The organism is Olsenella sp. Marseille-P4559, from assembly GCF_900605015.1.
Lineage (GTDB): Bacteria > Actinomycetota > Coriobacteriia > Coriobacteriales > Atopobiaceae > Tractidigestivibacter.
On the sequence record NZ_LR027574.1, the window covers coordinates 21,185 to 45,447 of the forward strand.

A 24,263-nucleotide genomic window follows, 5' to 3' on the forward strand; every position below is an offset into this window, starting at 1 on the left:
CTCGTGTACGAACTCTCGACCGAGTACTGGTTTGACTCGGCGCACTTCCTGACCGGCTACAACGGCAAGTGCGAGAACCTGCATGGCCACCAGTGGCGCGTGACCGCCTACGTTCGCTCAAGGGAGCTGGGCGCCTCGGGCACGGAGAGGGACATGATCGTGGACTTTGTCGCGTTCAAGCGCATCGTGCGCGAGGAGTGCGACGCGCTCGACCATACCTTCCTTGTGGAGGAGGGCTCCCTTAAGCCCGCGACGCTCGAAGCGCTCGAGTCCGAGGGCTTTAGCCTCACCATTCTTCCGTTTCGCACCACGGCCGAGAACCTCGCACACTACCTTTTCGACCGGCTTGTCGCGCGTGGGCTGCCCGTTGGCCGCGTGGACTGCAACGAGACTCCCAACAACCGGGCGTCGTACGCGCCAGACCAGGGGTAGGCGGGGCCTGGGCCCCAGGGGCCGCCCGGGTGGGTCCCAGGGGCCGACCAGGCCAAGGCCCCAAGGTCCTTCTCGCCACCGTCACACAATCGTTGCCGAACGTGTGACGAGCGCAGGGCGTCACAGAAACGCATTCGAATGTGTGACGGGGCGTCACAGAAACGCATTCAATTGTGTGACAAGCGCAGGACGTCACACAAACGCGTCCGAATGTGTGATGGGGCGTCACAGAAACGCATTCGATTGTGTGACAAGCGCAGGACGTCACAGAAACGCATTCGAATGTGTGATACAGAGGAGCGCGCCTGAACCCGCTCGCCTGCGCTACACTCTGAAGAGGCGCTGAACTTTGATGGGAGCGGAGGCGGCGCATGGCAGAGAACGCACTTCATGGCGTCAACCTTACCGGTTGGCTTACGCTTGAGTCCTGGGTCACGCCGGAGCTCTTCTCCGGATCCGGGGCCCTTGATGAGCCCTCGCTGGTCACATCGCTGGGGGCAAAGGGATATCGCGAGGTGGTCAGGCGCCACCGCGCCCGCTTTGTGACAAAGGAAGACTTCTCTCGCATAGCGTCTCGTGGCTTCAATGCCGTGAGGTTGCCCGTCCCCTGGTACGTCTTTGGCGAGAACGGTCCCAACCCCGGTCCCCACCAGGGCTGCATCGAAGAGGTTGACCAGGCGCTCGAGTGGGCCGAGGAGATCGACCTCAAGGTGGTTTTCGCGCTTGCGGTAAGCCCGGGCGTCCCCGGAGACGAGCAGGCCTGGAACAGCTTCACCGACAACCGTGGCATTCGCGAGAACGCCCTTTGGGTCCTCTCCCAGCTGAGTTCGAGGTACGCCTCGCGCATGGGCTTCTACGGTATTGAGGTCGCAGATGATGCCCGCATCCAGGTACGGCATGGCCTGAGCGTCACCGACGGCATGCCTGGCCATCAACTGAGAAACTACTACCGCGCCGCGTACGACCGCGTGCGTGAGGCTGCGGGCCCAGAGCCGGTGGTCATTCTCCCCGATGCGGGCATTCCCACCGATTGGCGTCGCTTCATGGCGCAGCGCCAGTACCAAAACGTGTGGCTTGACTGCCACCTGGACAAGCCGTCTGCCATCATGGCCGACATTGGCTACGTGCCTGGGGCAAACACGCTTGGCGTGCGGAAGATCATGACGACCATCCATCGCCACATACGAGAAGACCAGCGAAGCGGCCTTCCCGTGATGGTGGGCAAGTGGTCATCGGCGCTTCCCATCGCAGATGCGGCCATGACACCAGAGGGGCGTGTGGCACTCGAGCGCATCTACTCGTCCGAGCAGCTCACGGCATACGAGAAGCTCCCGGCGTGGTTCTTCCAGACCTGGAAGACCACGGGCAGGCTCTCGAGCTGGGATGCCCGCGTGGCGCTCTCGTCGTTCGAGCGGGGGATCATCTCCAGATGACAGGCATTCTCTCCGTGGTGGGCACGCCCATCGGCAACCTCGAGGACGCCTCTGCGCGCGTGATCAGGACGCTCTCCGAGGCAAGCGTCATTCTCTGCGAAGACACGAGGGTCACGGGCAGGCTTCTCTCGGCCTTTGGCCTGCACGTGCCTCTCGTGCGCTGCGATGAGAACGTGATTGCGTCAAAGATTGCCCCTGCGCTTGCGCGCATGGAGGCGGGCGAGCGCGTGGTCTTTGTCTCGGACGCGGGCATGCCGGCCGTGAGCGACCCTGGCCAGTGCCTGGTTGATGCCGTGCTTGACGCGGGCCTCCCTGTCGAGGTTGTGCCCGGGCCCTCGGCCGTGACGTGCGCCGTTGTTGCGTCTGGCCTGGCGTGCGAGCACTTCTTCTTCGAAGGCTTCCTGCCTCGCCGACATTCCGCGCAGCTTGCGCGCCTGGACGTCTTGGCGCAGGTGCCCGGGGCAATCGTCTGCTACGAGTCCCCGCATCGCGTGGTCGCAACGCTTGCAAGCGTGGCCGAGGTCATGCCGCACCGTAAGGTGGCCCTGGTACGAGAGCTCACCAAGCTGCACGAGGAGGTCGTGCGCGGCGTGGCACCCGTGCTTGCCGCAGCCGTGGCGGCGCGCGACGAGGTGCGCGGGGAGTGTGTCATTGTGATTGCGTCGCCCTCACCGGAGGAGCTTGAAGGGTGCCGCAGGGCCCAAGCATCGGGGCCAACAAGCCTGGATGAGGCAATCGACGAGGGGCTTTCTTTGGGAGAGTCCACAAGTGCGCTTGCAAGACGGCTTGCAAAGGCGTTCAAGGCCAATAAATCAGACGTATATAACGCAATACTATGTCGCGCACAGGCTTTGGATGAATAAGGTCGCCTTGGGTTGTGCGCCCCCGCCCTCTTGAGTATCGTTGTTGGCGGGTGTTGCCCATAGCGTGTTTGTCGGGGATCTGTTGGTTGGGGTGTTCTTTGGTGTTGGAGTCAAGGGTGTTGGGGGACAACGCGGAGATTTCCACCGGCGGCAGCGTGTGCGGAAACATGCGGGACGCCTCGAGACCCCGTTACCTCACTGTTGCGGAAGTACTTAGAAAGATGATCTACAACTATGAGCTGGAGCCGGGGGAGAGGATTCCCTCCGAGCACGAGCTTATGGACCGCTTTGACATTGCACGAGGAACGGCACGCCATGCAATCAAGCTGCTTGTAGAGGAAGGCCTTCTCAAACAGGCCCACGGCCGTGGGACCTTTGTGTCAAGCCCTGACATCACCCACAATGTAGGTGACTTTCCGCTTTCTTTTGCTCAGTCCCTCACTCAGCAGGGCAAGGAGTTCACCACGCGCCTGGCCTATTCCAAGGTCGAGGTTCCTCCTCCGGCGATGCAGGTGGCACTCGATATTAGGCCGGGCTACAAGGCACTTTACCTCGAGCGCGTGCGTATGGTGGAGGGTGCGCCGCTTCTGGCTCAGGAGAGCTGGGTGTCCTTGGTCGAGTGCTCTGGCATTGAACGGTCGGACTTCGAGCGCGACACGCTCTTTGACTGCATTGAGCGCTGCTCTGGCCGAAGGGTGAAAAGCTCGGTCATGACCTATAGCGCCAGGAATTCAGGGCCAAAGTACGCCTCGATTCTGGGCTGCGACGAGAGTACGGCACTTCTTGTGCTCGAGCAGGTTATGTCGCTCGACGATGGTAGGCCCGTGTCCTGGGACCGCACGTGGCTCAGGCCAGGTCAGACGGTGACTGGTACCACGCGACGCTAACAACAAAGCCAGACGGGGGAAGAGTCCTCGCATGTAACGGGAATGATCATCTCGTCTTGGAAAGCAAATGCCGTTTGCCGCCCAATTGCTACCGCTTACCGTCAGATGAGGAATCTCTCCGATTAAATTAACGGATGTTTTTCCCATTAAATACCATTTACTAGCATAATATTGCAGATAATACCCATAAATAACTTATAATCTGTCCTATATATACTATTGTATTTGAAACACGCGATATCTTGAACTTATACAATCTCAGCCGAACAAGTTTGTGATACAGTTCCGCATTGGCAGTTATTCCGGAAGGGGGCCAGTATGGAGAATCCGGAAGGGGGCCAGTATGGAGAAAGTTGTATTGCGTCGTCCGTTTTTTTGTCGTGAATCCGAAATCCTATCTGTATGGCGAGGAGCTTCGAAAGCTTGCCAAGAGGACCGACGAACTCTGCAAGGAGTACAACTTCCAGAGCCTCTTCACTGCACAGCTGATTGACCTTGCTTGGGTTGCCGAGAACTGCCCCCACCTCATTCCATGCGCCCAGAACATGGAGAGCCTGAAGCCTGGCCGTGGAATGGGTCACATCCTGCCCGAGGCGCTCGCTGCCGCTGGCGTCAAGGCGACCTTCCTCAACCACGCCGAGAACCCCATGACTGTCAGCGGGCTTGCAAAGACCATCAGGCGTGCCCGTGAGGTGGGTATCCTTACCTGCGTCTGTGCTGACTCCGTTGACGAGGCGCGTGCCATCGCCGAGCTGCACCCCGACATCATGACCTGCGAGCTCACGGAACTCATTGGCACTGGCAAGATTGCCGGGCCTGACTACATTCGTCAGTCCACAGCTGCCGTCAAGGAGGTCTCGCCCAAGACCATGGTGCTTCAGGCTGCGGGAATCTCGACCGGCCAGGACGTCTACGACGCAATCATCTATGGCGGTGACGCCACGGGCGGTACTTCCGGCATCGTGGCAGCTGCAGATCCGTTTGCCGTTCTGGACGAGATGTTCGAGGCGCTCGACCGCGTGCGCACGGACCTTCAGGAAAAGGAGTAGGGCATGGCAGTCTGCAAGGACCGCGTTGTCGTTGAGACGTCTGCCGGCAAGCCCACCTACGTGGACGTGACCGACGAGGTGCGCAGAATCGTCGAGGCGAGCGGCGTCAAGGAGGGCGTAGTCTTCTGCATCTCGCAGCACACCACCTGCGCCGTCTTTACCGAAGAGTTTGATCATGACCACAATCCCGCTGGCGACACCTTCCTGCAGGTCGATCTCAATAACGGCCTGGAGAAGGTCTTCCCCGAGCAGCATGACTGGACGACGTACAACTATCCTGGCCTGCATCACTTTGAGGAAGTCGAGTCTTGGCCAAACCCCGAGGCGTACCTGCCTGGCGGCGACCGTCGCTACCTCTGGAATGGTGACGGGCACCTGCGCAGCACGCTCATCGGCAGCAGCGTTACCCTCGAGGTTGAGGATGGAAAGCTCCAGATGAGCGGTCTCGCAAGCATCTTCTTTGTCGATTACGATCGCACGCGCGAACGCACCCGCAAGCTCCGTGTGATCGTGATGGGTGAGTAACTCGCAACCGGGTCCTCGGAAGGACTTAGAGCGCGAGTCTGCCATAGGGCGAGTGTAACGGCAGTTAGTTTCACGAGAGGAGGAAGTTTATGGTCAATATTCTATTGGCGTGCGGCTCCGGCATCGCGACTTCTACGGCGGTGGCCGCAAAGATCAAGGACCTTCTTAACGACAATGGCTACGGTGGCAAGTTCAACATCACGACCTGCTCCATCGCTGATGCTGTGGGAAAGTCCTCTAGCGCCGACCTTGTCATCGCGACAACGGTTAAGCCCGGGGGTATCGAGTGCCCGTTCATCTCGGGTATCCCTTTCCTGACCGGTATGGGTCGCGCTAATGCCGAGAAGCAGGTCCTGGCCTTCATGGCCCAGAAGGCCTAGCGGGCTAGCGGCCTAAGATCAAGGAGGCGGGGACGTGTCTGGGTGCGGGCCCGCCACGAGTAGAAGGTACATCAAATATGGACTCAATCGTAGGGTTCTTTTCTGGCTTGTCCAGCCTGGGCGTCTCGGTTGTAATGCCGATCGTCCTCACTATCATTGGCTGCCTGTTTGGCTGCGGATTTGGCAAGAGCCTGAAGGCCGGCCTTACCGTGGGTATCGGCTTCATCGGCCTTAACCTCGTTATAAACCAGCTTATGGGTACCGACCTTGCTGGTGCGGTCACCGCTATGGTCCAGCGCTTTGGCTTGAGCCTGTCCGTCATCGACGTCGGCTGGCCTGCTGCCTCCGCAATCGCCATGGGCTCTGTGGTGGGCACGATTATCATCCCGCTTGGTCTCCTGGTCAACATCGTGATGCTCGTCACTAACACGACCCAGACTGCGGACGTCGATATCTGGAACTACTGGCACTTCGCCTTCACTGGCGCCCTCGTGGCCATTGTGACCAACAGCGTGGCACTGGGCATCTGCGCCGCAATCATCAACGAGGTTGTCGTTCTGATCATCGGCGACGTCACCGCGCCTCTCGTCGAGGAGTCCCTTGGTCTGCCCGGTGTCTCCATCCCTCACGGCTTTGCTGGCGCCTATGCTCCTATCGCCTGGGTCATGGACAAGATCATCGACAGGATTCCTGGCCTGAGCAAGGTCAACATCAACGTCGAGAGCATGCAGAAGAAGTTCGGCGTCTTTGGTGACCCGATCCTTCTTGGCTCCATCATCGGTCTCGTCATCGGCATCCTCGCTGGCTACGGCTTCCTGCCTGGTAAGGACACCCCGTCCTTCCTCGCGACCGCGGTCTACATGGGCGCCGTCATGGTCCTGATTCCGAAGATGGCTGCCCTGCTGATGGAGGGCCTGCTCCCCATCTCTGACGCCGCCTCCAACTTCATCTCTGAGCACTTCCAGAACCGTGGCAAAATCTACATCGGCCTTGACTCTGCAGTCGGCACCGGTCACCCCGTCACCCTGACGATGGCACTCATCCTTGTTCCGTTCTGCATCGCCCTCTCGTTCGTCCTGCCTGGCAACAAGGTCATGCCCCTCGCTGACCTCGCCTGCATCCCGTACATGCTCGTCCTTGTCACGCCCATCGTTCATCAGAACGGCTTCCGTGGCATCCTCTGCGGCATCGTTGTCCTCGCCGTTGGCCTCTACATCGCCACCGACCTTTCACCGTTGATCACCCAGGCCGCGCATGACGTCAACTTCGACATGGGTGGGGCAGCCGCCATCTCCTCCATCTGTGACGGCGCAAACCCGCTCACCTGGGTCATCGTCCGCCTTGGCCAGCTTGGCGGCGGCCTTGGCCTGCTCGTCCCCGGTGCAGGCGTCATCGCTCTGGCCCTCTGGAACCGCAAGCGCATCATCGCTGAGGCCGAGGAGATGCACGAGGAGGCCGCTGAGGCCACCAACGGGACCCCCTCGAACTAGTCTGTCGTCCCTGGCAACTGCCGCACTCGTCCTTTTCACTCGCTCCGCAGAGACGGGACTCTGTAAGGGGTCCCGCCTCTGCTTTGTATGGGAGTCAGCATGAAGACCTATAGGTATGAGCAGGCTAAGTTCAACGTCTCGGTTATCGCGACGGGCATGTTCTGCCTCGTGCTCTGCATCGTTTCCGCGCTGAGCATCATGGGCGTGGCGGATCTTCTCCCTGCGCCCATCGCGGTGCTCGTCCTGATTGTTGCAAGCTATCAGGTGTGGAACACCTTCGTTGCTATCGCAAACCCCCAAGATGTCATCATCGACGAGGACTCAATAACCTTTGGCGCCTTTGGGCGTCGCGATCGCTTCGCCTTCGCTGACATCAAGAGCTTCAATGTACGCGAGGTGGGTGGCAACGCGAGAATCTATGTTCGCGTCAACGGAGGCGGGCTTCTTCGCGGCAGGTACTGGCTGCAGACTCTCTACATGAGCGATGGCGAGGAACTCTTCCAGTGGATGGAGGACTTTGAGTATCGCGTGGAACCAGACAGTCTCAAGGCCCGTGCGCGTCGCTCGAGCGAGATTGCGGCAGTCGGGGACAAGGGTGCTCTTCCAAACAAGACCGACAAGAGGAGAAAGAGGTAGGACATGATTGTCAACCTTCGCGACATCTGTGCGATTGCCGAGCAGAACAACATGGCTGTCGCGTCAATCAACGTGCCGAGCCTTGAGGCGCTTCGTGCCACACTCGACGCGGCGGAAGAGACCGGCTACCCCGTCATCCTGAGCCACGCGGAGGGCCACGAGCCCTTTGCGCCTCTTGATGCTCTTGGCCCCTCCATCGTTGCGCTGTCCGAGCGCTCCAGCGCAATGGTATGCGTGCACCTCGATCACTGCGAGCACCTCTCCTACATGCGCCGTGCCCTCGAGATGGGCTTCACGGGTGCCATGTTCGACGGGTCCCTCCTTCCCTACGAGGAGAACGTCGAGAACTCGCAGCGTGCCGCCGACATGGTCTCTGGCTTTGACTGCGGACTCGAGTGCGAGCTGGGTTCGATGGGCACGCGCGAGAATGGCATTGGCCACGAGAACGACCACGTCTCCGAGGTCGCCTACACCAATCCCGACCAGGCGGAGGACTTCATTTCTAAGACGGGGCTCGACATCCTGGCTTGCTCCTTTGGAACCTCACACGGCATCTACAAGGGCGAGCCGCACCTGTCCTTTGATGTCCTGACCCAGATTCGAGACCGTGTGAAGGTCCCCCTGGTCATGCACGGCGGCTCTGGTATCTCGGACGACGACTACCGTCGTTCCATCGATGCCGGCATCCGCAAGATTAACTATTACACCTATGGCGTCAAATACGCGGGCGACGCGGTGCGCAGGGTCATTGCCGACTACGAGGCCAAGAGCCCCGGCCAGGCCATCGTGTACTGGCACGACATGACGCAGGCTGCGTACGAGACTCTGTTCCAGGACTTCAGGCACGTCATCGAGATATTTGCAAACGGCGCCGCGCCGCTTGTCTAGGAGGTAATTGATGGCACAGGTAGACACGTCCCTGTTCAAGCCCGAGCTCGTCTTCTTTGGCTTCGAGGCTTCCGACGAGTGGGACTTCTTCGCCAAGATGAGCGAGAAGCTCCAACAGATGGGCTACGTGAAGGAGAGCTGGCTCGACGCGATTGAGACGCGCGAGCGCAACTTCCCGACTGGCCTGCAGTTTGAGACCGTGGGCGTTGCCATTCCGCACGTTGACCCCGAGAACATCGTGAAGCCCTATATCGCGGTCATCAAGCCCAAGGAGCCCATCGACTTTGCCCCCATGGCGGACATGATTGACCACCCCGTGAAGGCAGAGTTCATCATGAACCTCGGCCTTCTCGCGCATGCCGAGGACCAGGTTGCTGTGCTTCAGGCAATGATGGGAATCTTCATGGACGAGGATGCGACCAAGGAGATTATGGCCCAGGACACACCCGGGGGTATCATCGAGGCTATCACCAAGCGCTGCTAGGGAACCTTTTCACCAGGCCGTAGAGCCATGAGGCCGCATAACCTTGCCCTACTTGGGGCTCTTTGGCGAGAGGGGCTCATGTTCCTCTCGCTTTTTTGTGGCAGGGAATCGAGGAGACGGCCCTTATCCCTCGTCGAACCCAGCCCTTGCGTCTTGGTTGGTCGTATGTCTGTCGGTGCTTTTGCACCATAATGTCCGTAACCGTTTTCTTGCAAATCAGACCACGTTGGGAGGCCCCGTGCTCGTAGACAACAAGATCTGGCTCGCCCAGGGCGAGAAGCCCTGCTGCCTGCTGCTTGGCCAGGCAAACCGTCACGGACTCATCGCCGGCGCGTCCGGGACGGGCAAGACCGTCACGCTCAAGGTGCTTGCCGAGGGGTTCTCCCAGGCAGGCGTGCCTGTCTTCATGGCAGACGTTAAGGGCGACGTCACGGGCATGGCGCAGGCCGGCGAGATGACAGACTTCATCCGCAAGCGCTGCGAGGACACCTTCAACCTCAAAGAGGGCGAGGTCAGCTTCCAGGGTGCACCGGTTCGCATATGGGACATGCTTGGCGAGAAGGGCATTCCCGTGCGCGTGACCATCTCTGACATGGGACCGGTCATGCTCGCCCGCATCCTTGGCCTCACGCAGGTCCAGGAGGGCGTGCTCAACATCGTGTTTCGCGTGGCAGACGAGAACGGTCTCCTCCTCATCGATCTCAAGGACCTGCGCGCCATGCTCGCCTTCGTGTCTGAGCACGCCAAGGAGTACCAGTCCACCTATGGGAACGTCTCGCCGCAGTCCGTTGGCGCCATCCAGCGCGCGCTCATCTCAGTGGAGGACCAGGGCGGCAATGTCTTTTTTGGCGAGCCTGACCTCGACCTCACTGACTGGTTTGCCTGTGCGCCTGACGGCCGCGGCTACGTGAACGTACTGAACGCCGCCAAGCTCATTCAGACCCCGCAGATCTATGCGATGTTCCTGCTTTGGATGCTCTCCTCGCTCTTTGATACCCTGCCCGAGGTGGGAGATGCCGAAAAGCCCAAGTTCGTGTTCTTCTTTGATGAGGCTCACCTGCTCTTTGATGATATGCCCCAGGAGCTTGTGGACAAGATCGTGCAGGTAGTGAAGCTCGTGCGATCGAAGGGCGTGGGCGTCTACTTCATTACGCAGTCGCCGGCAGACATTCCCGACGAGGTGCTGGCCCAGCTCTCGAACCGCGTGCAGCACGGCCTTCGCGCCTATACGCCGGCCGAGCAGAAGGCCGTGCGCGCGGCATCGGCGAGCTTTAGGCCAAACCCCGCGTTCGACTCGGTGCAGGCGTTGCAGGACCTGGGCACCGGTGAGGCGCTCGTCTCGCTGCTCGACGAGGAGGGCAGGCCGTCGGTGGTGGAGCGTGCCCGCGTGCTCTTCCCGCAGTGCCGCATGGCGGCGGCTGATGCCGACGTGCTGGATGGTGTCTATGCGGCCCAGGCAGACCTCATGGAAAAGTACGGAACCGCCATCGACCGCGAGAGTGCCTACGAGCAGATCCAAGGGCAGCGCGACGTTGCTGCGGCAAACGCCCAGCTTGCGGCTGAGCGTGTTGCCTTCGAGAAGGAGAAGGCGGAGTTCGAGGCCAAGCGCCAGAGGGAGGCCGAAAAGGCCGCCAAAGACCAGCAGAGGGCAGAGGAGAAGGCCGCGCGCGAGGCAGAGCGCGAGGCCCGCGAGCGCGAGAAGGCCCAGCAGGAGGTCGCCAAGCAGGTGGGGAGGGTCGCCACCTCGATGATTGGCTCCTTTGGTCGCGAGGTCACGAGACAGCTTGCGCGCGGGCTCATGGGGAGCCTCAAGCGGTAGGCGTGAAGACGTGATGTCGGTGCGCTGTCGGCGCTGTGCGAGGCTCTGGGGTATCATATTCGCTTGCACATACGCGCCCACGGCGCACCATCCATCATGAGGAGACCGCAAGCCATGGCCAAGCCAAGCTTCTTCATCACCACGCCCATCTACTACGTTAACGCCAAGCCGCACCTGGGCACGGCCTATTCGACTGTCCTCTGCGACGTCGAGGCTCGCTACCGTCGCGCGACTGGCTACGACGTGAAGTTCCTCACGGGTATGGATGAGCATGGCGAGAAGGTCGCCGAGGCCGCGGCCAAGCACGGCATGACCCCCCAGGAGTGGTGCGACTCGCAGGCCCCGCTCTTCAAGGACCTCTGGCGCGATCTCGAGATCTCTAACGACGACTTCATCCGTACCACCGAGAAGCGCCAGCATGACGCCGTGCAGTACCTCTGGGAGCGCATGAAGGAGTCCGGCTACCTCTACAAGGGCTCCTATGACGGCTGGTATTGCGTGCCCGAGGAGACCTACTACACCGAGACCCAGGTCTCCAAGTCCGACGAGGAGCACCATACCGAGGGCCAGCACCTCTGCCCTGACTGTCGCCGTCCGCTGGAACGCGTGCAGGAGGAGTCCTACTTCTTCAAGCTCTCCGCGTTCCAGGACCGCCTGCTCAAGCTCTACGACGAGCACCCGGACTTTGTCCAGCCCGACTTCCGCATGAACGAGGTGCGCAGCTTCGTGGAGGGTGGCCTTCAGGACCTCTCGGTTTCTCGCACGGGCTTCGATTGGGGCATCCCCGTGCCCTTTGACGAGAAGCACGTCACCTACGTGTGGTTCGACGCCCTGCTCAACTACATGACCGCTGTGGGCTATGGCATGGACACGCCCGAGGGCGAGGCCGAGATGGCATATCGCTGGCCTGCCCAGTACCACGTGGTGGGCAAGGACATCATCCGCTTCCACTGCGTGATCTGGCCGGCCATGCTCATGGCCATTGGCGAGGCTCTTCCCGAGCACGTCTTCGCTCACGGCTTCCTTATGGTGCGCAACGAGGAGACCGGTCAGGGCGAGAAGATGTCCAAGAGCCGTGACAACGCCATTGCGCCGCAGGACGTGATTGACCTTCTTGGCGTCGAGGGCTACCGCTACTACTTCATGACCGACGTCGTGCCTGGCGAGGATGGTGCCATTAGCTTCTCTCGTATGGAGCAGGTCTACAACGCCGACCTTGCCAACAGCTGGGGCAACCTTGTTTCCCGCGCGCTCAACATGAGCGCGAAGTACTTTGGCGGCAAGACGCCCGAGCTGGCCGATGGCTGGGCAGACGATGAGAACCCCCTGCGCGAGATTGCCCAGGGCATTGGGGGGCGCTACGTCGAGCACATGGACAAGCTCGAGTACGTCCAGGCCAAGGACGTCGTGATGGAGCTCGTGCATGCAGCCAACCACTACGTCGAGGACTCTGCACCCTGGACCGTGGCCAAGGAACCGGCGCGTGCGGGCGAGCTTGCCCAGATCATCGCGAACCTGCTCGAGTCCATCCGCATCTGTGCGCACCTGCTGTCGCCGTTTATGCCGCAGGCCTCGGCCGAGGTGCTGCGTCGTATGGGTGCGGGTGACGAGGTCGACACCACGGACCTTGCCTCTGTGTGCACGTGGGGCCGTCTTGTCGGCGGCGTCGAGGTGACGAAGGGCGATGCGCTCTTCCCGCGCCTGGCGACGGCGAAGAAGTAGCATACGGTGGCATACTCGAAGCTGGCCAACCTGCGTGAGACCCACGCGGTCCTCGAGCATTTTGGCTTGGCCACAAAGCACCGACTTGGCCAGAACTTTCTGGTGGATGACTCCGTGATCGGGCACATCCTGGAGCTTGCGGAGCTTGACCCCGCAGACGCTGTGCTTGAGGTGGGGCCGGGCATCGGCACTCTCACGGTAGCCATGCTGCCGCGCGTGGGTGCCGTCTGTGCCGTTGAGGCCGACCGCCAGCTCGAGCCCGTTCTCGGCGAGACCTGCGCCCAGGACTCCGACCGGCTTCGTCTGGTGATGGGGGACGCCCTGAAGGTGATTCCGGATGGGCTGCCGTTTGCGCCGGGCAAGTTTGTCTCGAACCTGCCATACCAGGTGGCGGCGACGCTCGTCTTGAAGGTGTTCTCCGAGGTGCCCTCCGTGCAGCGGGCCGTCGTGATGGTGCAGGCCGAGGTCGCGGAGCGCATCTGCGCCGCGCCGGGGTCCAAGGCCTACGGTGCCTACACGGCAAAGCTGGCGCTTCTCGGCCGCGTGACCGGCCGCTTTGAGGTGGGGCCGGGGTCGTTCAGCCCACCGCCGCATGTGAACTCTGCCGTGGTGCGCATCGACCGCGCGCCGCTTGAGGGCGTGCCCGCCACGGCGCCCGCCGTGATCGATGCGGCGTTCGCCCAGCGTCGCAAGACCATTCGGAACTCGATGGTGGCGTCTGGGTACGAGAGGGACGCGCTGGCCGCGGCCTTTGCGACGTGCGGCATTGCGCCTGGCGTGCGCGCCGAGACCCTCTCGCCTGCGGATTTCGTGCGCCTTGCTGGCGCGCTGGGGTGACGGACCCGAGGCGGCGGAAAGGCGGAACGCGAACATGTCGCAGGAACTTCTCGGGCTGGACGCCCTGACGCTTGAGGACGGGCACCTCTTTCACGACCGAAGGGGACGCCCCTGCGAGCTGCCCACATCGCCTGCGCCGCTTGCGGACACCCATGGCCACCTCACGAGCTTCTCGCGACATGACCCCTCGACTGCCATCTGCCGTGCGGCGCTGGCTGGCGTCCGCCTGCTGGTGGTGCCGGTCGATCCGGTGGATGAGGTCCCGCGCCTCTTTCCCTCGGCAGCTGCGTACCTCTCATGGATAGACGAGCAGGTCGAGCGTGCCACCGAGCGCTTGGATGAGTGCGCGGCGCACGGCTTTGCGCCGCCCGGGCCGGCGGGGTACCCAGCCCTTCCGCCGCTCGTGGAGCGCGTCCGCATCGTGGCCGGGGTGCACCCCTACGGAGCCGCGCGGCTGGATGACGCCGCGCTTTCTTGCCTGGGTGATTTTCTCGCCAGCCCGCGCTGCGCGGGCGTGGGCGAGATTGGCCTGGACTTTGGCCCGTACAACGAGCTTCCTGCAGACGTGCAGGAGGTTGCGCTCAGGCGTCAGCTTGCCGTTGCCCGCGATCGCGGCCTGCCCGTTGAGCTGCACATACGAGACGGTCAGGACCCAGATGACCACTCGGCGCATGACCTTGCCGCGCGCATGCTGGCCGAGGAGGGCGTACCGCCTGCTGGCTGCGACCTGCACTGCTTCACCGACGGCCCCGAGGTCATGGCTCCCTTTGTTAGGCTTGGGTGCCACATTGCCTTTGGGGGAGCCGCTACGTTCAAGCGCTCCGATGACATCCGCGATGCGGTCGCGGCCTGTCCTGCCGAGCTTCTTCTCTCCGAGACGGACTGCCCCTACATGGCACCCGTCCCGCTGCGTGGTGAGGAGTGCGAGCCCGCCATGGTGGCCTTCTCGGCTGCCTGCATTGCGACGGCTCGCGAGGATGCTGGCGTGGCGACAAGGGACGAGACGTACGCCGCCCTCTGGCAGAATGCGTGCGCGCTTCTCGGATAGGGAAAGACGGTGCGGCACCTGCGTGCTACCATCAGTTCCAACCGAGAGGTGACCCCCATCCATGCGCGCGATGGGGGTCGCATGCCGTTTGGGGGCACACACGCTACGAGACGTCCTGCCATCAGGGCGGCATCGCTTCTCGCCTCCGGCACCGCCGAGCTCCTGTGGCCCACGCGCTGCGTCACCTGCGAGATGCCCGGCGAGCTTGTCTGCGAGGAATGCCGAGAAAGCCTTCCCTGGATTTGCCAGCGCTGGGCCTGCCCCGACTGTGGGGCTCCCTTTGGGCATCTCACCTGTACCGAGTGCGAGCACGACTGGGAGATGCGCGCGACCATCTGCGCGCTTGGGTTTGCCGGTACGGCGGCGCGCATGGTCTCGTGCCTCAAGGACGCGCACGAGCTGCGACTGGCGCCGGTCATTGCGGCTGCCATGGCAACGGCGCTCGACGAGGCCTCTGCCTGGCCGGCACGTGATGGCTGTTCCCGCTTTGACCTGGGCGCGACCGATGCCATATGCTTTGTGCCCGCCACCTCAGCGGCGTTTGCCCGGCGCGGCTTTGACCACATGGAGCTTGTCTCGCGTGCACTTTGTCGCGAGGAGGGCCTTGCCTTGGCCGACGTTCTGGTGCGTCCGCGCTCGCGCGACCAGCGCACCCTTGGGCGAGAGGAACGTGCGGCCAACCTCGCGGGCACCGTCTTTGTGCGCGACGACGTCTCGGGGCTTGACCTCTTGCTGGTTGATGACGTGATCACTACGGGGGCCTCGATCCGCGAGGCCACGCGGGCACTTCTCGCACGTGGAGCTGCGTCGGTTACGGCGTGCGCCTTGGCCCGCGTGTGGTAGGCATGGGGCTTGGCGAGGCCTCTCGCCTGCTATAATCGGCTGCGTTCCGCCCAGGTCTGTGGTTGCGGGCGCTTTCGTGCGCCCAAGTTCATGGCAGACGAGGCCAAAAGGATCCACGTAAGCCGCGGGGTGCGCCCGGCGGCGAGCACGGCTCGTCCTAGAGGTAAGTCGCACCGCCCGTTAGACAAGAGGCATACGGCCTCGCGGGCGAGAGGGCCGTGAGTTAGGGGCCGAGTAGCCCCAAAGCGGAGGTCCCAGTGCGCGAGTGTGGGGTCGAATACCAGGTCAGCTGGGTGGAACGCCTTTCTCGACGGATGGGCTTCGGAGCACTTGACCGTAGGCTGCCCTGCTGGCAGCAAGTCTCGGTGGTGCGTACACACGACCGGTGGGTTCTGCCAAGCGCCCGGCGTTTGCCCAGTTGGGCGAGAAGGCCATGGCAACAGGCAGGGATGGTGCGTACGCACGACGGTGGTCCGTTGCCACGGTGGGGCTCCCAGAGATCGGAATTGTCAGCAAGTCTCGGTGGTGCGTACGCACGAAGCCGAATCTCTGCCCTCGTAGACGTCCATCCTGTAGATTTCGGACGGTTGTGCCAGGTTAACCGTCGAGAATCCACGCCAACCCGGCCCGCGCTTGTCGCCTGCTGCCCCCAAAGGAAAGCTGTGGGCCAGGTGCAACCTGCCAAGGGATGCAAGCGGCCTGCCGTCCCTCGTCGCGTCACCACTGCCCCTGTCGCCTACGCCGCCCGCCGTCCTCGCGCGTAGCCTGCATCGGCTTTGGGTACCAATCATATACGGCCAGACCCGTGTTGGCGTTTGCGTGGGAATGGCATGGCAATCGATTGGAGGCACGCATGGTGGACATCAAGATTTCGGGCCGCAAGGTTACCGTTTCCGACGCGTTGCGTGACCGCGTCAACGAAAAAATCGGAGACGCCCTCAAAGTGTTCGACATCTCGCCCATGAGCTGCGACGTTGTACTTCGTGTTGACAAGAACCCCTCGAACCCCGATCGCAAGACCTGCGAGGTTACCGTCTTTGTGCGCAAGAACGTGGTGCGCGTCGTCGCCAGCGCGGATGACATGTACGTCGCCATCGACGAGGCGGCAGACAAGGTCACCCGCCAGCTGCGCAAGTACAAGACCCGTGTCATCGACCGTCGCCAGCGCGCCCAGGTTCCGCCTGCGCCGGTACCCAGCGCAGACGAGCTCGCCAACCTCATCACACCCATGCCGGAGGAGGCAGACGACCAGCTCGTGCGCGAGAAGTACGTTGAGCTCACGCCTATGAGCGAGGAGGAGGCCCTTGTCCAGACCGACCTCCTCGGCCATGATTTCTATGTGTTCACGAACGCCACCACTGGCTTGGTCAACGTCATTTACCATAGGAAAAGTGGCGGCTACGGCATCATCAAGCCCAAGGTCGAGGAAAACCCGGACGCGTAAGCGGGAAAGACGGAGCGAATGGCAAAAGAGGCAGACCAGAAGACCATGAGCGTCCGGGAGGAAGCTCCCCAGCCAGCACAGGCGCCGGCCGACGTCGAAGGTGTCGGCCGGCGCTACCATCAGAGGCGCAACGTCAAGATCATTGTCGACTCCACCTCGGACTACGCTCCCGGCGTGGCCGAGCAGCTCGGCGTCGAGGTCGTTCCCTTCACCTACGTGGACGCGGAGGGCGTCGAGCACCTCGACGACATGTGGAAGACCCAAGACCCCCACGAGTTCTACGAGAACATGCGCAAGCACCCCGAGGTCCACTACACCACCAGTGCGGTGACGCCGGGGCGCTACCTCGAGGTGTTCGAGGAGGCTGCCGAAGAGGGTCTCCCCATCATCTACATGGGACTTTCCGAGGGCCTCTCGTCCTCCATCAACTCGGCGCGCCAAGCGGCAGAGATGCTGCGCGAGAAGAGCCCAGGCGCAGAGATCTACGTGCTGGACAACCGCTGCGACTCCGCGGCAGGAGAGCTTCTCGCCATCGAGGTCGTCCGCCAGGCGTCAAACGGCCTTACGGCCCGCGAGCTCTATGACTGGGCATCGGATGCGCGCTACTTCATCCACGGCTACTTCACGCTCGACAGCTTTGACGCGCTTGCCGCAGGCGGTCGCATCCCGCCCGCGGCGGCCAACGTGGGCGGCAAGCTCGACATAAAGCCCGAGCTCTCCTACGACCTGAACGGTGCCCTCACGCTGCGCGGCATGTGCCGTGGTCGTAAGAAGGCGCTGCGAGCGATCATCCAGGACTTCCGCGACAACTACGCGCACGACCCGTCGCTGCCGCTTGCCATTGTCTCGACCGACGCCGAGAAGGACGCAGACTGGCTCGAGCACGAGATCCGCAAGGAGAAGGGCTGCGAGGATGTCACCATCGTCCGCTCCTCGGTCTCGCCCATCCTGGGTGCCCACGTGGGTCCGGGCATGGTCGCCCTCGTCTTCTGGGGCACCGACCGTCGCGAGAAGCTCTCTCTTACCGACCGTATTGCCAAGCGCGTCCGCGGCCGTGCGGGCGCTGGTGACACACCTTCTGCGTCAGGCGCAGACGCCTAGCTCTCGGTACGCAACCGGGCCGTCCCGCAGTGCGCACACTGCCGGGGCGGCCCACCTCTCATGAAAGGACCATGCACATGCCCACAACCCACAGGACCAAGGTCGCCTTTATCGGCACCGGTATCATGGGTGCCCCTATCGCTGGCCATATCCTGGACGCTGGCTACGACCTCACGGTGAGCAATCGCACCAAGTCGAAGGCCGAGGGGCTTCTCGCCAGGGGTGCCCATTGGGCGGACACCCCCGCCGAGGCTTGCGCCAACGCGGACGTTGTCTTTACCATGCTCGGCTATCCCGCAGACGTCGAGGACGTCTACCTCTCCACCGACGGCCTGGTGCAGGCCGCAAAGAGGGGCGCCTATCTCGTTGACCTTACGACCTCCTCGGCGCAACTTGCCAAGGACATCCACGACGCCTGCGAGGTAGATGACAAGCATGCCTTCGACTGTCCCGTGACCGGTGGTGACACCGGCGCCAGGGCAGGCACGCTGACTCTCATTGCGGGGGCAAAGGAGAGCGATGCTGCGCCTGTGCTGCCCATCCTCAAGACCTTCTCGGACAAGATCTATTACATGGGCGGGGCGGGCAAGGGCCAGACGGCCAAGCTCTGCAACCAGGTCTCGCTCGCCGCATGCATGGTGGGCTACGCAGACGCGATGGCCCTCGCCGAGCAGGGTGGCCTCGACGTTGCCCAGACGCTTGACATGGTGAGCCATGGCATGGGCGGCTCCGTTGCCATGGAGCGCCTCTCACCCAAGTCGCTCGAAGGCGACTACAGGCCTGGCTTCCTTGTGGAGCACCTGCGCAAGGACCTGGGCCTCGCGCTTGCGCAGGCCGAGGACACCGACGTCACGCTGCCTGGCGCCGAGACCGCCTATACCCTCTATGACATGCTGTGCCAGATCGGTGGCGCACGCCTGGGCACCCAGGCCATAAGCCTTCTCTACCAAGACGAGGCCGCCTGCGCGGCCGCGGGTCTCGACTGGTCCAAGCTCGACGTGGAGGACCTTGCCAATGACGGCTCCGACGAGGGCCGCTGCTGTGGCGGCCATGGTGGCGACGGCTGCTGCGGCGGGCATGGCGAGGGCGGCCACTGCTGCCACCATCACGGCGACGAGGAGTAGCTCCGCATGGGGGAAGCCAGCCTCGACACAGCGAGCTTTGCAACAGCCATCTTCGTGATCATGCTCTTTGCCTTTGGCCTCGTTATTGGCGAGCATGTGGGCGAAGACATGGGTGCCAAGTGCGTCGAGCGCCGTGACTTCCACATCATGAGTCTCAAGATCATAGGCATTGGGATCCTGGCCTCCGCCGCGGTGTGGGCGGTTCAGATGCTCACCCTTGCGGGTGTGGTCTTTGGTCTTATGGTAGGCGCGCTTGCCGGCGCAAGGATGGGCTTTGGCGAGTCCGTGGGACCTTGGAAGTTTGCTGACAGGTACTTCAACGTGAACAAGGGCCAGGCGGAGCGCGGCAATGCCGAGAAGGCCCGAGGCCGTGCCGTGCGCAAGGCGCGCAAGGAGGGCGAGCCCGAGCCCGAGCTCATAAGCGTGCAGACGGACGCCCCCAGCCCCACGAGCGGCGCCAACGCAAAGAAAGGAAACAGGCACTAGATGGCAACGAATGAGATGCCGCAGAGTTCCATTGCGGTGTTCATAGACTATGAGAACCTTGCGCTGGGAACAGGCAAGCGCAGGAGAAACGGCCACCAGGAGCCGGGCCCCGCACCCGACGTGAAGCTCATCTTGGAGCGCCTTGTCGACAAGGGCCGCATCACGGCAAAGCGCGCCTATTGCGACTGGCAGCGCTTTGACACGGCGGTCACGCCCCTGCACGAGCTGGGCATCGAGCTCATCGAGATTCCAGACCGCGCCTACACGGGCAAGAACTCGGCCGACATCCGCCTTGCCGTGGATGCTGTCGAGATGTGCCTTACCAAGGACCACATCGACACCTTCGCGATTCTCTCCGGCGATTCGGACTTCTCGCCGCTCGTCTCCAAACTCAAGGAGTTTGGCAAGACGGTTATTGGTGTGGGCATGAAGGAGTCCACGAGCTCGCTTTTGGCCGAGGTCTGCGACGAGTTCATCTTTTATGAGGACCTCACGCGCCAGGCGGGCATCCCGGACTTCTCGCAGAAGGTCCCCAAGGAAAAGCAGCCCTGCTACCAGTTGCTCTTCGAGACGATTGACGCCCTGCAGCGCGAGAGCGACTCGTTTATCCTGGCGAGTCGCCTAAAGGACACCATGCGTCGCAAGCGCCCGCAGTTCTCGGAGGGCTCCTTTGGGTACCGCTCCTTCACGGCGCTTATCCGCGAGGCTGCGAAGCTTGGCTTTGTCGACATTCACCAGGACCCCAAGAGCGGAACCGTCGTGGTCGACGGCTTCCACGAGTAGCGCGGGGCACAGAGAGGAGACTTTGCAATGGCAGAGGAGAACAACAAGGCGACGAGCGCGGCGGGCGTTGCGACGCTGGTCGAGGGCCTCTCGGCTTCGAGTCGCAGGCATCGCCAGGAGATGTCGCAGGACATCGCGGCCGTGGCGGCAAAGGACCCGTCTCTGCTTGCGGGCCACATCGACGCGCTGATCGACGCCCTCGACCGTCCCGAGGCCCAGACGCGCTGGGAGGTGCTTGGCGCCCTCTCGACCATGACCGACAACTACGCCGACCAGGTGAGCGCCGCGTTCGATGGCGCCGAGGCGTCACTCTTCGATGACGATTCCGCCACGGTGCGCTTGGCGGCATTTCTCTTCCTGTGCCGGCTTGGCTCCACATCACCCGAGCGCTCCAACCGGGTCTGGCCGCTCCTGGACGAGGCCATCCAGTGCTACCACGGCGACGCCGAGTACCGCGACATGCTCGAGGGGCTTCTCGGCTTTGTGGGTGGCAGCGTCTCCAAGAAGACCGCCAAGGCGCTTGCCGCTCGCGTGAAGTTTGATGCCGAGAGCGGCAGTGGCTACATCAAGCAGTTCTCGGGCGACATTCTCGCCACTGCGAAGGACAAGGCCAAGTAGCGGCAGCTTGAGCGTGGTGCCACCATATGCGCGTGGTGCCGCGAGCGCGACTCGCCGGCGCGTGGCCCCTTCAGATTGGCTGCGTGCATGTGCGAACATGGGGGAGCATGCCCGGTCGAGCCGGTCGACCCTGCACTCTGCGGTAGAATGCCACGCGTATGTATCCGTCGAGTATCGATTGCAGATTCATGACGCGGGCCTTCCGCGCCGGTTCGAGAGGTGAGCACATGGCAGACAGCACTACCGAGAACACCAGTGTCAAGGGGGGAACGGCTACGACTTCGGGCGCCCCTAAAGGTACGAAGCGTTCGCTGGGCACTCCGATCTGGATTGCCATCTGCGTCGTTGCCCTGGTCGTGGGCGTCCTGTGCGGCCACTTCCTGCTCTCCAGCGGCTCGGGTGCGGCGTCGGGCAAGACGACCGTCAGCGACTCCGAGCTTGACTCCACCATTGCCACCTACACCTACAGCGGAACGAGCCACGCCATCACGACACGCGAGGTGTTGGAGCAGAACGGCACGCTTGACAACCAGGCCAACAGCGACGGCACCTACAACGTACCCTCTGCGGACAGCATCCTGAACTATGCCCGCAACAAGGTCATCCTTGCAGAGGCAGAGGCTAAGGGCATTACCGTGAGCGACGATGACGTGAGCGCATACGCCCAAGGCATGCTCGGCACCGACGACTATGCAACCATTGGCTCCAACTATGGTCTGGACGAGGACGCGACCAAGTCGCTTCTCCATGACGCTGCGGTCATCAAGAAGCTCCGCGACTCCGTGATTACCACCACAGTGCCCGACCAGCCCACCGCCCCTACGGCGCCTTCCGACGGCAATGAGGACACCGCTTCCGCTGAGTACGCGCAGTACATCATCGGCCTTGCCGGCGACGAGTGGGACTCCACCAACAACACCTGGGCCAGGACGGACGGCTCGTATTACCCGGCGCTCTCGACCTACTCGATTTCCAACGACTCAGCAACGTACGCGGCTGCCGAGCAGGCCTACTACGTGGCGTACTCCAACTACTCCACCACCGTCTCCCAGGCGTCGAGCGAGTGGACCACGTATGTGAACACCCTGCTTGCGAACACCTCCATCCAGATGAGCTCGCTCACGGTCTAGCCCTTTGGAACTGCTCGTTAGCTTTGCCTGATACGGGACGGGGCCTTGCTCCCCGTCCCGTTTTTCATGGTCGCTGCCAGCTCTCTGGCGGTATGGCTGCGCGGCGGAGAGCGCCGCGGGGAAGGGGTGCATATGCGTGCGATTGTGAGTGCCTGCCTCCTGGGAAGGCCCGTGCGCTACGACGGTGGCGCGAAGCCGTGCCAAGCGGTAATCGACCTTGCCGAGAGGCTCGAGGTGACGCCTGTGTGCCCCGAGACGGCAGCGCAGCTGCCCGTGCCGCGTCCGCCCGCAGAGCAGCGCGACGGGCGCGTGTGGCTGCGTGACGGCACGGACGTGACCGAGGAGTTCCAGCGCGGAAGCGAGAGGATGCTGGGCGTTGCTCGCCGGACAGGGGCACCGCTTGCCGTCCTCAAGGCAAAAAGCCCGTCGTGTGGCGTCCACCTCATCTACGATGGTACGTATACCGGAAGTCTTACCGAGGGGGAGGGCGTCTTTGCCCGTCTCCTCGAGGAGGAGGGGATCTGCGTGGTTAGCGAGGAGACGGTCGAGTCCTGCAAGCCTTCGGTGGAGCATCCCGTTGCCATCGTGCTGGGGACGGGCCTGGGACATCTGGCCAAGCTCGTGAAGCCCGTGCGTCGTATTGGCTATCACGAGATCGAGGGCTTCCCGGAGTCCGCGCGTCCCGTGAAGGGCCACGATTTCGAGGCCACGGTTGGCACCATCGACGATGTCCCGGTGGTGGTCTATCCCGGCCGCATCCACCTGTACCAGGGCTACTCCGCCTCGGAGGTGACGTCGCTTGTGCGCCACGCGTTCCGGCTTGGGTGCCGTGACATCATCTTTGCCTGCGCCACGGGCGCGGTTGAGGGCAACGCCAAGGTTGGCCTGGGTATTCTCACCGACCAGATCAACCTTACGGGGAGAAACCCGCTTGCCGAGTGGGACGAGCTTCGCGATGTTGACACGCCGTTCGTGGGCATGAGCGAGGCCTTCTCGCCATACCTGCGCACTATTGCCCAGGGCGTGGCAGATGACGCGGGCATTGGGCTGCAGCACGGCGTCTACGCCGGAATGCTTGGGCCCTCGTTTGAGACGCCGGCCGAGGTGGGCGCCCTGCGTGCGCTGGGGGTGTCGTTTGCGGGCATGTCGACGGTGAACGAGGTCACCATGGCCCGTGCGCTCGATATGAACGTGCTGGGACTTACGCTTGCCACCAACATGGCGGGCTCTGCCGACACGGACCACAAGTCGGTGCTGGAGTGCGCCGCGCACTACTCCGAGGACTTCGAGCGTCTCGTCCGTGGCGTGCTGCGGATGCTGTAGGCGACGCCCGCGCCGGGGCCGGTCCCCGGTCCGGTGCGGCTCCTGGCCACCGGCTACAGCGCGTCGTCGCGGAGGGGCTCGCCGAGGAAGTCCTCGTCGAAGGGGATGGCGTCTGGGAGGTCGAGAGTGTCATCCGAGGCAAAGACGATGTAGTTCTCGCCGACGTTCTGGTGGTCGACCACGAGCGTGATCTCCACGTGGGCGAAGGTGGCCGCAAGTCCCGCGGCCACGCTCCTCAGAAAGACGTTGCCCGGGTCGTTCTCGTCTGGAACCACGTTGGCGAGAAGGACTCCGTGCGGGGAAAGCGCCTGGTGGACGGCCCGGAACGCCTCGACTGTGGCGAGGGTGCGCACGGGAGCGTCGCGGACGAAGGCGTCGAGGACGATCACGTCGTACGAGGAGGGTGCGACGTTGCCGAGCACCTCGCGACCGTCAGCGCAGATCACGTTGAGTTCGCCCCCGCCGCGTCGCTGCAGTTCGCAGGCCTCATCGAGAAAGAACCATCGGCGCGCTATATCGATGACGGCAGGGTCGATCTCGACCACGTCGGTCACGGCGGAGGGGTGACTCTTGGCGACGAGCTTAGGAAACGCGAAGCCCCCGCCGCCTATGGCGAGAAGTCGCCTCGCATTGGGCACCAGGTCAAAAACGCGGCCAAAGACCCTATGATAGGCAAACGGGGGCTCCATGTGGTAGGGGCCAAGCAGCGTCGCGGACTGCCAGACGCCGCCCGTACTGAGAATTCGCTGCCACATGCCGTGGACGTGGGTCGTGCGGACGAGGGCAAGGCCGGACTGCGTGCGCACTGCGTGGGGGAGAAGCTCGGCGGGGGTGGGGAAGTAGCTGCGTGCGTCGCGTGCCATTCTCGTCTCCCTCGTTTCGGCCTTGGTAGGTCCACTATCTTAGCGGCGTCGTGTC

Annotated in this window: 25 protein-coding genes; 24 read left to right on the forward strand and 1 reads right to left on the reverse strand. The window is 62.8% G+C overall.

Annotated features, from left to right (window positions below):
• Positions 1-3: 3 nt before the first annotated feature.
• From E0E00_RS06320 to E0E00_RS06435, 24 genes are all read left to right on the forward strand, one after another.
• Positions 4-432 carry a 6-carboxytetrahydropterin synthase gene (locus tag E0E00_RS06320; RefSeq protein ID WP_130811719.1) on the forward strand — a complete coding sequence of 143 codons (429 nt, stop codon included), beginning with the start codon at positions 4-6 and terminating at the stop codon, positions 430-432.
• A 371-nt stretch (positions 433-803) separates the two neighbouring features.
• Entirely contained in the window at positions 804-1,865 is a 1,062-nt protein-coding gene (locus E0E00_RS06325; protein WP_130811720.1) for a glycoside hydrolase family 5 protein, read from the forward strand.
• Positions 1,862-2,728 (forward strand): 16S rRNA (cytidine(1402)-2'-O)-methyltransferase, encoded by an 867-nt coding sequence (gene rsmI / locus E0E00_RS06330; protein ID WP_130811721.1) that lies wholly within the window; start codon positions 1,862-1,864, stop codon positions 2,726-2,728. The genes E0E00_RS06325 and rsmI overlap by 4 nt, the downstream gene beginning before the upstream one ends.
• Positions 2,729-2,844: 116 nt before the next feature.
• Positions 2,845-3,615 (forward strand): GntR family transcriptional regulator, encoded by a 771-nt coding sequence (locus tag E0E00_RS06335; protein ID WP_130811722.1) that lies wholly within the window; start codon positions 2,845-2,847, stop codon positions 3,613-3,615.
• A gap of 353 nt (positions 3,616-3,968) precedes the next feature.
• Positions 3,969-4,664: a triose-phosphate isomerase gene (locus tag E0E00_RS06340; protein ID WP_130811723.1), complete on the forward strand. Its 696-nt coding sequence runs from the start codon at positions 3,969-3,971 to the stop codon at positions 4,662-4,664.
• A gap of 3 nt (positions 4,665-4,667) precedes the next feature.
• Positions 4,668-5,189, forward strand: a complete 522-nt coding sequence (locus E0E00_RS06345) for a YjbQ family protein (RefSeq protein ID WP_130811724.1) — start codon at positions 4,668-4,670, stop codon at positions 5,187-5,189.
• Positions 5,190-5,278: 89 nt separating this feature from the next.
• A complete protein-coding gene (locus E0E00_RS06350) occupies positions 5,279-5,569 on the forward strand; it encodes a PTS sugar transporter subunit IIB (protein WP_130811725.1) in 291 nt (96 codons plus the stop codon).
• A gap of 77 nt (positions 5,570-5,646) precedes the next feature.
• Positions 5,647-7,059 carry a PTS galactitol transporter subunit IIC gene (locus tag E0E00_RS06355; protein WP_130811726.1) on the forward strand — a complete coding sequence of 471 codons (1,413 nt, stop codon included), beginning with the start codon at positions 5,647-5,649 and terminating at the stop codon, positions 7,057-7,059.
• Between the two features lie 99 nt (positions 7,060-7,158).
• Positions 7,159-7,695 carry a hypothetical protein gene (locus E0E00_RS06360; protein WP_207302682.1) on the forward strand — a complete coding sequence of 179 codons (537 nt, stop codon included), beginning with the start codon at positions 7,159-7,161 and terminating at the stop codon, positions 7,693-7,695.
• Positions 7,696-7,698: 3 nt separating this feature from the next.
• Positions 7,699-8,583: a class II fructose-bisphosphate aldolase gene (locus tag E0E00_RS06365; RefSeq protein WP_130811727.1), complete on the forward strand. Its 885-nt coding sequence runs from the start codon at positions 7,699-7,701 to the stop codon at positions 8,581-8,583.
• Between the two features lie 10 nt (positions 8,584-8,593).
• On the forward strand, positions 8,594-9,067 hold the full coding sequence (locus E0E00_RS06370) for a PTS sugar transporter subunit IIA (protein WP_130811728.1): 474 nt from the start codon (positions 8,594-8,596) through the stop codon (positions 9,065-9,067).
• Positions 9,068-9,305: 238 nt separating this feature from the next.
• The gene (locus E0E00_RS06375) at positions 9,306-10,886 is read left to right on the forward strand and encodes a helicase HerA-like domain-containing protein (protein WP_130811729.1); all 1,581 of its coding nucleotides are present in this window, start codon (positions 9,306-9,308) and stop codon (positions 10,884-10,886) included.
• A 114-nt stretch (positions 10,887-11,000) separates the two neighbouring features.
• Positions 11,001-12,608 carry a methionine--tRNA ligase gene (metG, locus tag E0E00_RS06380; RefSeq protein ID WP_130811730.1) on the forward strand — a complete coding sequence of 536 codons (1,608 nt, stop codon included), beginning with the start codon at positions 11,001-11,003 and terminating at the stop codon, positions 12,606-12,608.
• 6 nt (positions 12,609-12,614) lie between these two features.
• On the forward strand, positions 12,615-13,445 hold the full coding sequence (rsmA, locus tag E0E00_RS06385; RefSeq protein ID WP_130811731.1) for a 16S rRNA (adenine(1518)-N(6)/adenine(1519)-N(6))-dimethyltransferase RsmA: 831 nt from the start codon (positions 12,615-12,617) through the stop codon (positions 13,443-13,445).
• Between the two features lie 34 nt (positions 13,446-13,479).
• A complete protein-coding gene (locus E0E00_RS06390; RefSeq protein ID WP_130811732.1) occupies positions 13,480-14,493 on the forward strand; it encodes a TatD family hydrolase in 1,014 nt (337 codons plus the stop codon).
• Positions 14,494-14,574: 81 nt separating this feature from the next.
• Positions 14,575-15,336 carry a ComF family protein gene (locus E0E00_RS06395; RefSeq protein WP_130811733.1) on the forward strand — a complete coding sequence of 254 codons (762 nt, stop codon included), beginning with the start codon at positions 14,575-14,577 and terminating at the stop codon, positions 15,334-15,336.
• Positions 15,337-16,189: 853 nt separating this feature from the next.
• Entirely contained in the window at positions 16,190-16,780 is a 591-nt protein-coding gene (gene hpf, locus E0E00_RS06400) for a ribosome hibernation-promoting factor, HPF/YfiA family (protein ID WP_207302683.1), read from the forward strand.
• An 18-nt stretch (positions 16,781-16,798) separates the two neighbouring features.
• Positions 16,799-17,881: a DegV family protein gene (locus E0E00_RS06405; RefSeq protein ID WP_242622169.1), complete on the forward strand. Its 1,083-nt coding sequence runs from the start codon at positions 16,799-16,801 to the stop codon at positions 17,879-17,881.
• A gap of 77 nt (positions 17,882-17,958) precedes the next feature.
• Positions 17,959-19,005, forward strand: a complete 1,047-nt coding sequence (locus E0E00_RS06410) for an NAD(P)-dependent oxidoreductase (protein WP_130811734.1) — start codon at positions 17,959-17,961, stop codon at positions 19,003-19,005.
• Between the two features lie 6 nt (positions 19,006-19,011).
• Positions 19,012-19,491, forward strand: coding sequence for a hypothetical protein (locus E0E00_RS06415; protein WP_130811735.1), 480 nt, complete (start codon positions 19,012-19,014; stop codon positions 19,489-19,491).
• Complete coding sequence (locus E0E00_RS06420) at positions 19,492-20,274, forward strand: NYN domain-containing protein (RefSeq protein ID WP_130811736.1); 783 nt, start codon at positions 19,492-19,494, stop codon at positions 20,272-20,274.
• A 27-nt stretch (positions 20,275-20,301) separates the two neighbouring features.
• A complete protein-coding gene (locus tag E0E00_RS06425) occupies positions 20,302-20,892 on the forward strand; it encodes a hypothetical protein (RefSeq protein ID WP_130811737.1) in 591 nt (196 codons plus the stop codon).
• Between the two features lie 227 nt (positions 20,893-21,119).
• Positions 21,120-22,022 (forward strand): SurA N-terminal domain-containing protein, encoded by a 903-nt coding sequence (locus tag E0E00_RS06430; protein ID WP_242622170.1) that lies wholly within the window; start codon positions 21,120-21,122, stop codon positions 22,020-22,022.
• Positions 22,023-22,154: 132 nt separating this feature from the next.
• Positions 22,155-23,345 (forward strand): purine-nucleoside phosphorylase, encoded by a 1,191-nt coding sequence (locus E0E00_RS06435; RefSeq protein WP_130811738.1) that lies wholly within the window; start codon positions 22,155-22,157, stop codon positions 23,343-23,345.
• Between the two features lie 53 nt (positions 23,346-23,398).
• On the opposite strand, the gene E0E00_RS06440 is transcribed toward E0E00_RS06435, so the two are convergent.
• Positions 23,399-24,208 (reverse strand): spermidine synthase, encoded by an 810-nt coding sequence (locus E0E00_RS06440; protein WP_130811739.1) that lies wholly within the window; start codon positions 24,206-24,208, stop codon positions 23,399-23,401.
• Positions 24,209-24,263 lie beyond the last annotated feature (55 nt).

Coding starts and splice junctions, on each gene's coding strand:
- E0E00_RS06325 (WP_130811720.1), top strand. CDS start 804: ATGGCAGAGAACGCACTTCATGGCGTCAACCTTACCGGTTGGCTTACG.
- rsmI (WP_130811721.1), top strand. CDS start 1,862: ATGACAGGCATTCTCTCCGTGGTGGGCACGCCCATCGGCAACCTCGAG.
- E0E00_RS06345 (WP_130811724.1), top strand. CDS start 4,668: ATGGCAGTCTGCAAGGACCGCGTTGTCGTTGAGACGTCTGCCGGCAAG.
- E0E00_RS06350 (WP_130811725.1), top strand. CDS start 5,279: ATGGTCAATATTCTATTGGCGTGCGGCTCCGGCATCGCGACTTCTACG.
- E0E00_RS06355 (WP_130811726.1), top strand. CDS start 5,647: ATGGACTCAATCGTAGGGTTCTTTTCTGGCTTGTCCAGCCTGGGCGTC.
- E0E00_RS06360 (WP_207302682.1), top strand. CDS start 7,159: ATGAAGACCTATAGGTATGAGCAGGCTAAGTTCAACGTCTCGGTTATC.
- E0E00_RS06365 (WP_130811727.1), top strand. CDS start 7,699: ATGATTGTCAACCTTCGCGACATCTGTGCGATTGCCGAGCAGAACAAC.
- E0E00_RS06370 (WP_130811728.1), top strand. CDS start 8,594: ATGGCACAGGTAGACACGTCCCTGTTCAAGCCCGAGCTCGTCTTCTTT.
- metG (WP_130811730.1), top strand. CDS start 11,001: ATGGCCAAGCCAAGCTTCTTCATCACCACGCCCATCTACTACGTTAAC.
- E0E00_RS06390 (WP_130811732.1), top strand. CDS start 13,480: ATGTCGCAGGAACTTCTCGGGCTGGACGCCCTGACGCTTGAGGACGGG.
- E0E00_RS06395 (WP_130811733.1), top strand. CDS start 14,575: ATGCCGTTTGGGGGCACACACGCTACGAGACGTCCTGCCATCAGGGCG.
- hpf (WP_207302683.1), top strand. CDS start 16,190: ATGGTGGACATCAAGATTTCGGGCCGCAAGGTTACCGTTTCCGACGCG.
- E0E00_RS06405 (WP_242622169.1), top strand. CDS start 16,799: ATGGCAAAAGAGGCAGACCAGAAGACCATGAGCGTCCGGGAGGAAGCT.
- E0E00_RS06410 (WP_130811734.1), top strand. CDS start 17,959: ATGCCCACAACCCACAGGACCAAGGTCGCCTTTATCGGCACCGGTATC.
- E0E00_RS06415 (WP_130811735.1), top strand. CDS start 19,012: ATGGGGGAAGCCAGCCTCGACACAGCGAGCTTTGCAACAGCCATCTTC.
- E0E00_RS06420 (WP_130811736.1), top strand. CDS start 19,492: ATGGCAACGAATGAGATGCCGCAGAGTTCCATTGCGGTGTTCATAGAC.
- E0E00_RS06425 (WP_130811737.1), top strand. CDS start 20,302: ATGGCAGAGGAGAACAACAAGGCGACGAGCGCGGCGGGCGTTGCGACG.
- E0E00_RS06430 (WP_242622170.1), top strand. CDS start 21,120: ATGGCAGACAGCACTACCGAGAACACCAGTGTCAAGGGGGGAACGGCT.
- E0E00_RS06435 (WP_130811738.1), top strand. CDS start 22,155: ATGCGTGCGATTGTGAGTGCCTGCCTCCTGGGAAGGCCCGTGCGCTAC.
- E0E00_RS06440 (WP_130811739.1), bottom strand. CDS start 24,208: ATGGCACGCGACGCACGCAGCTACTTCCCCACCCCCGCCGAGCTTCTC.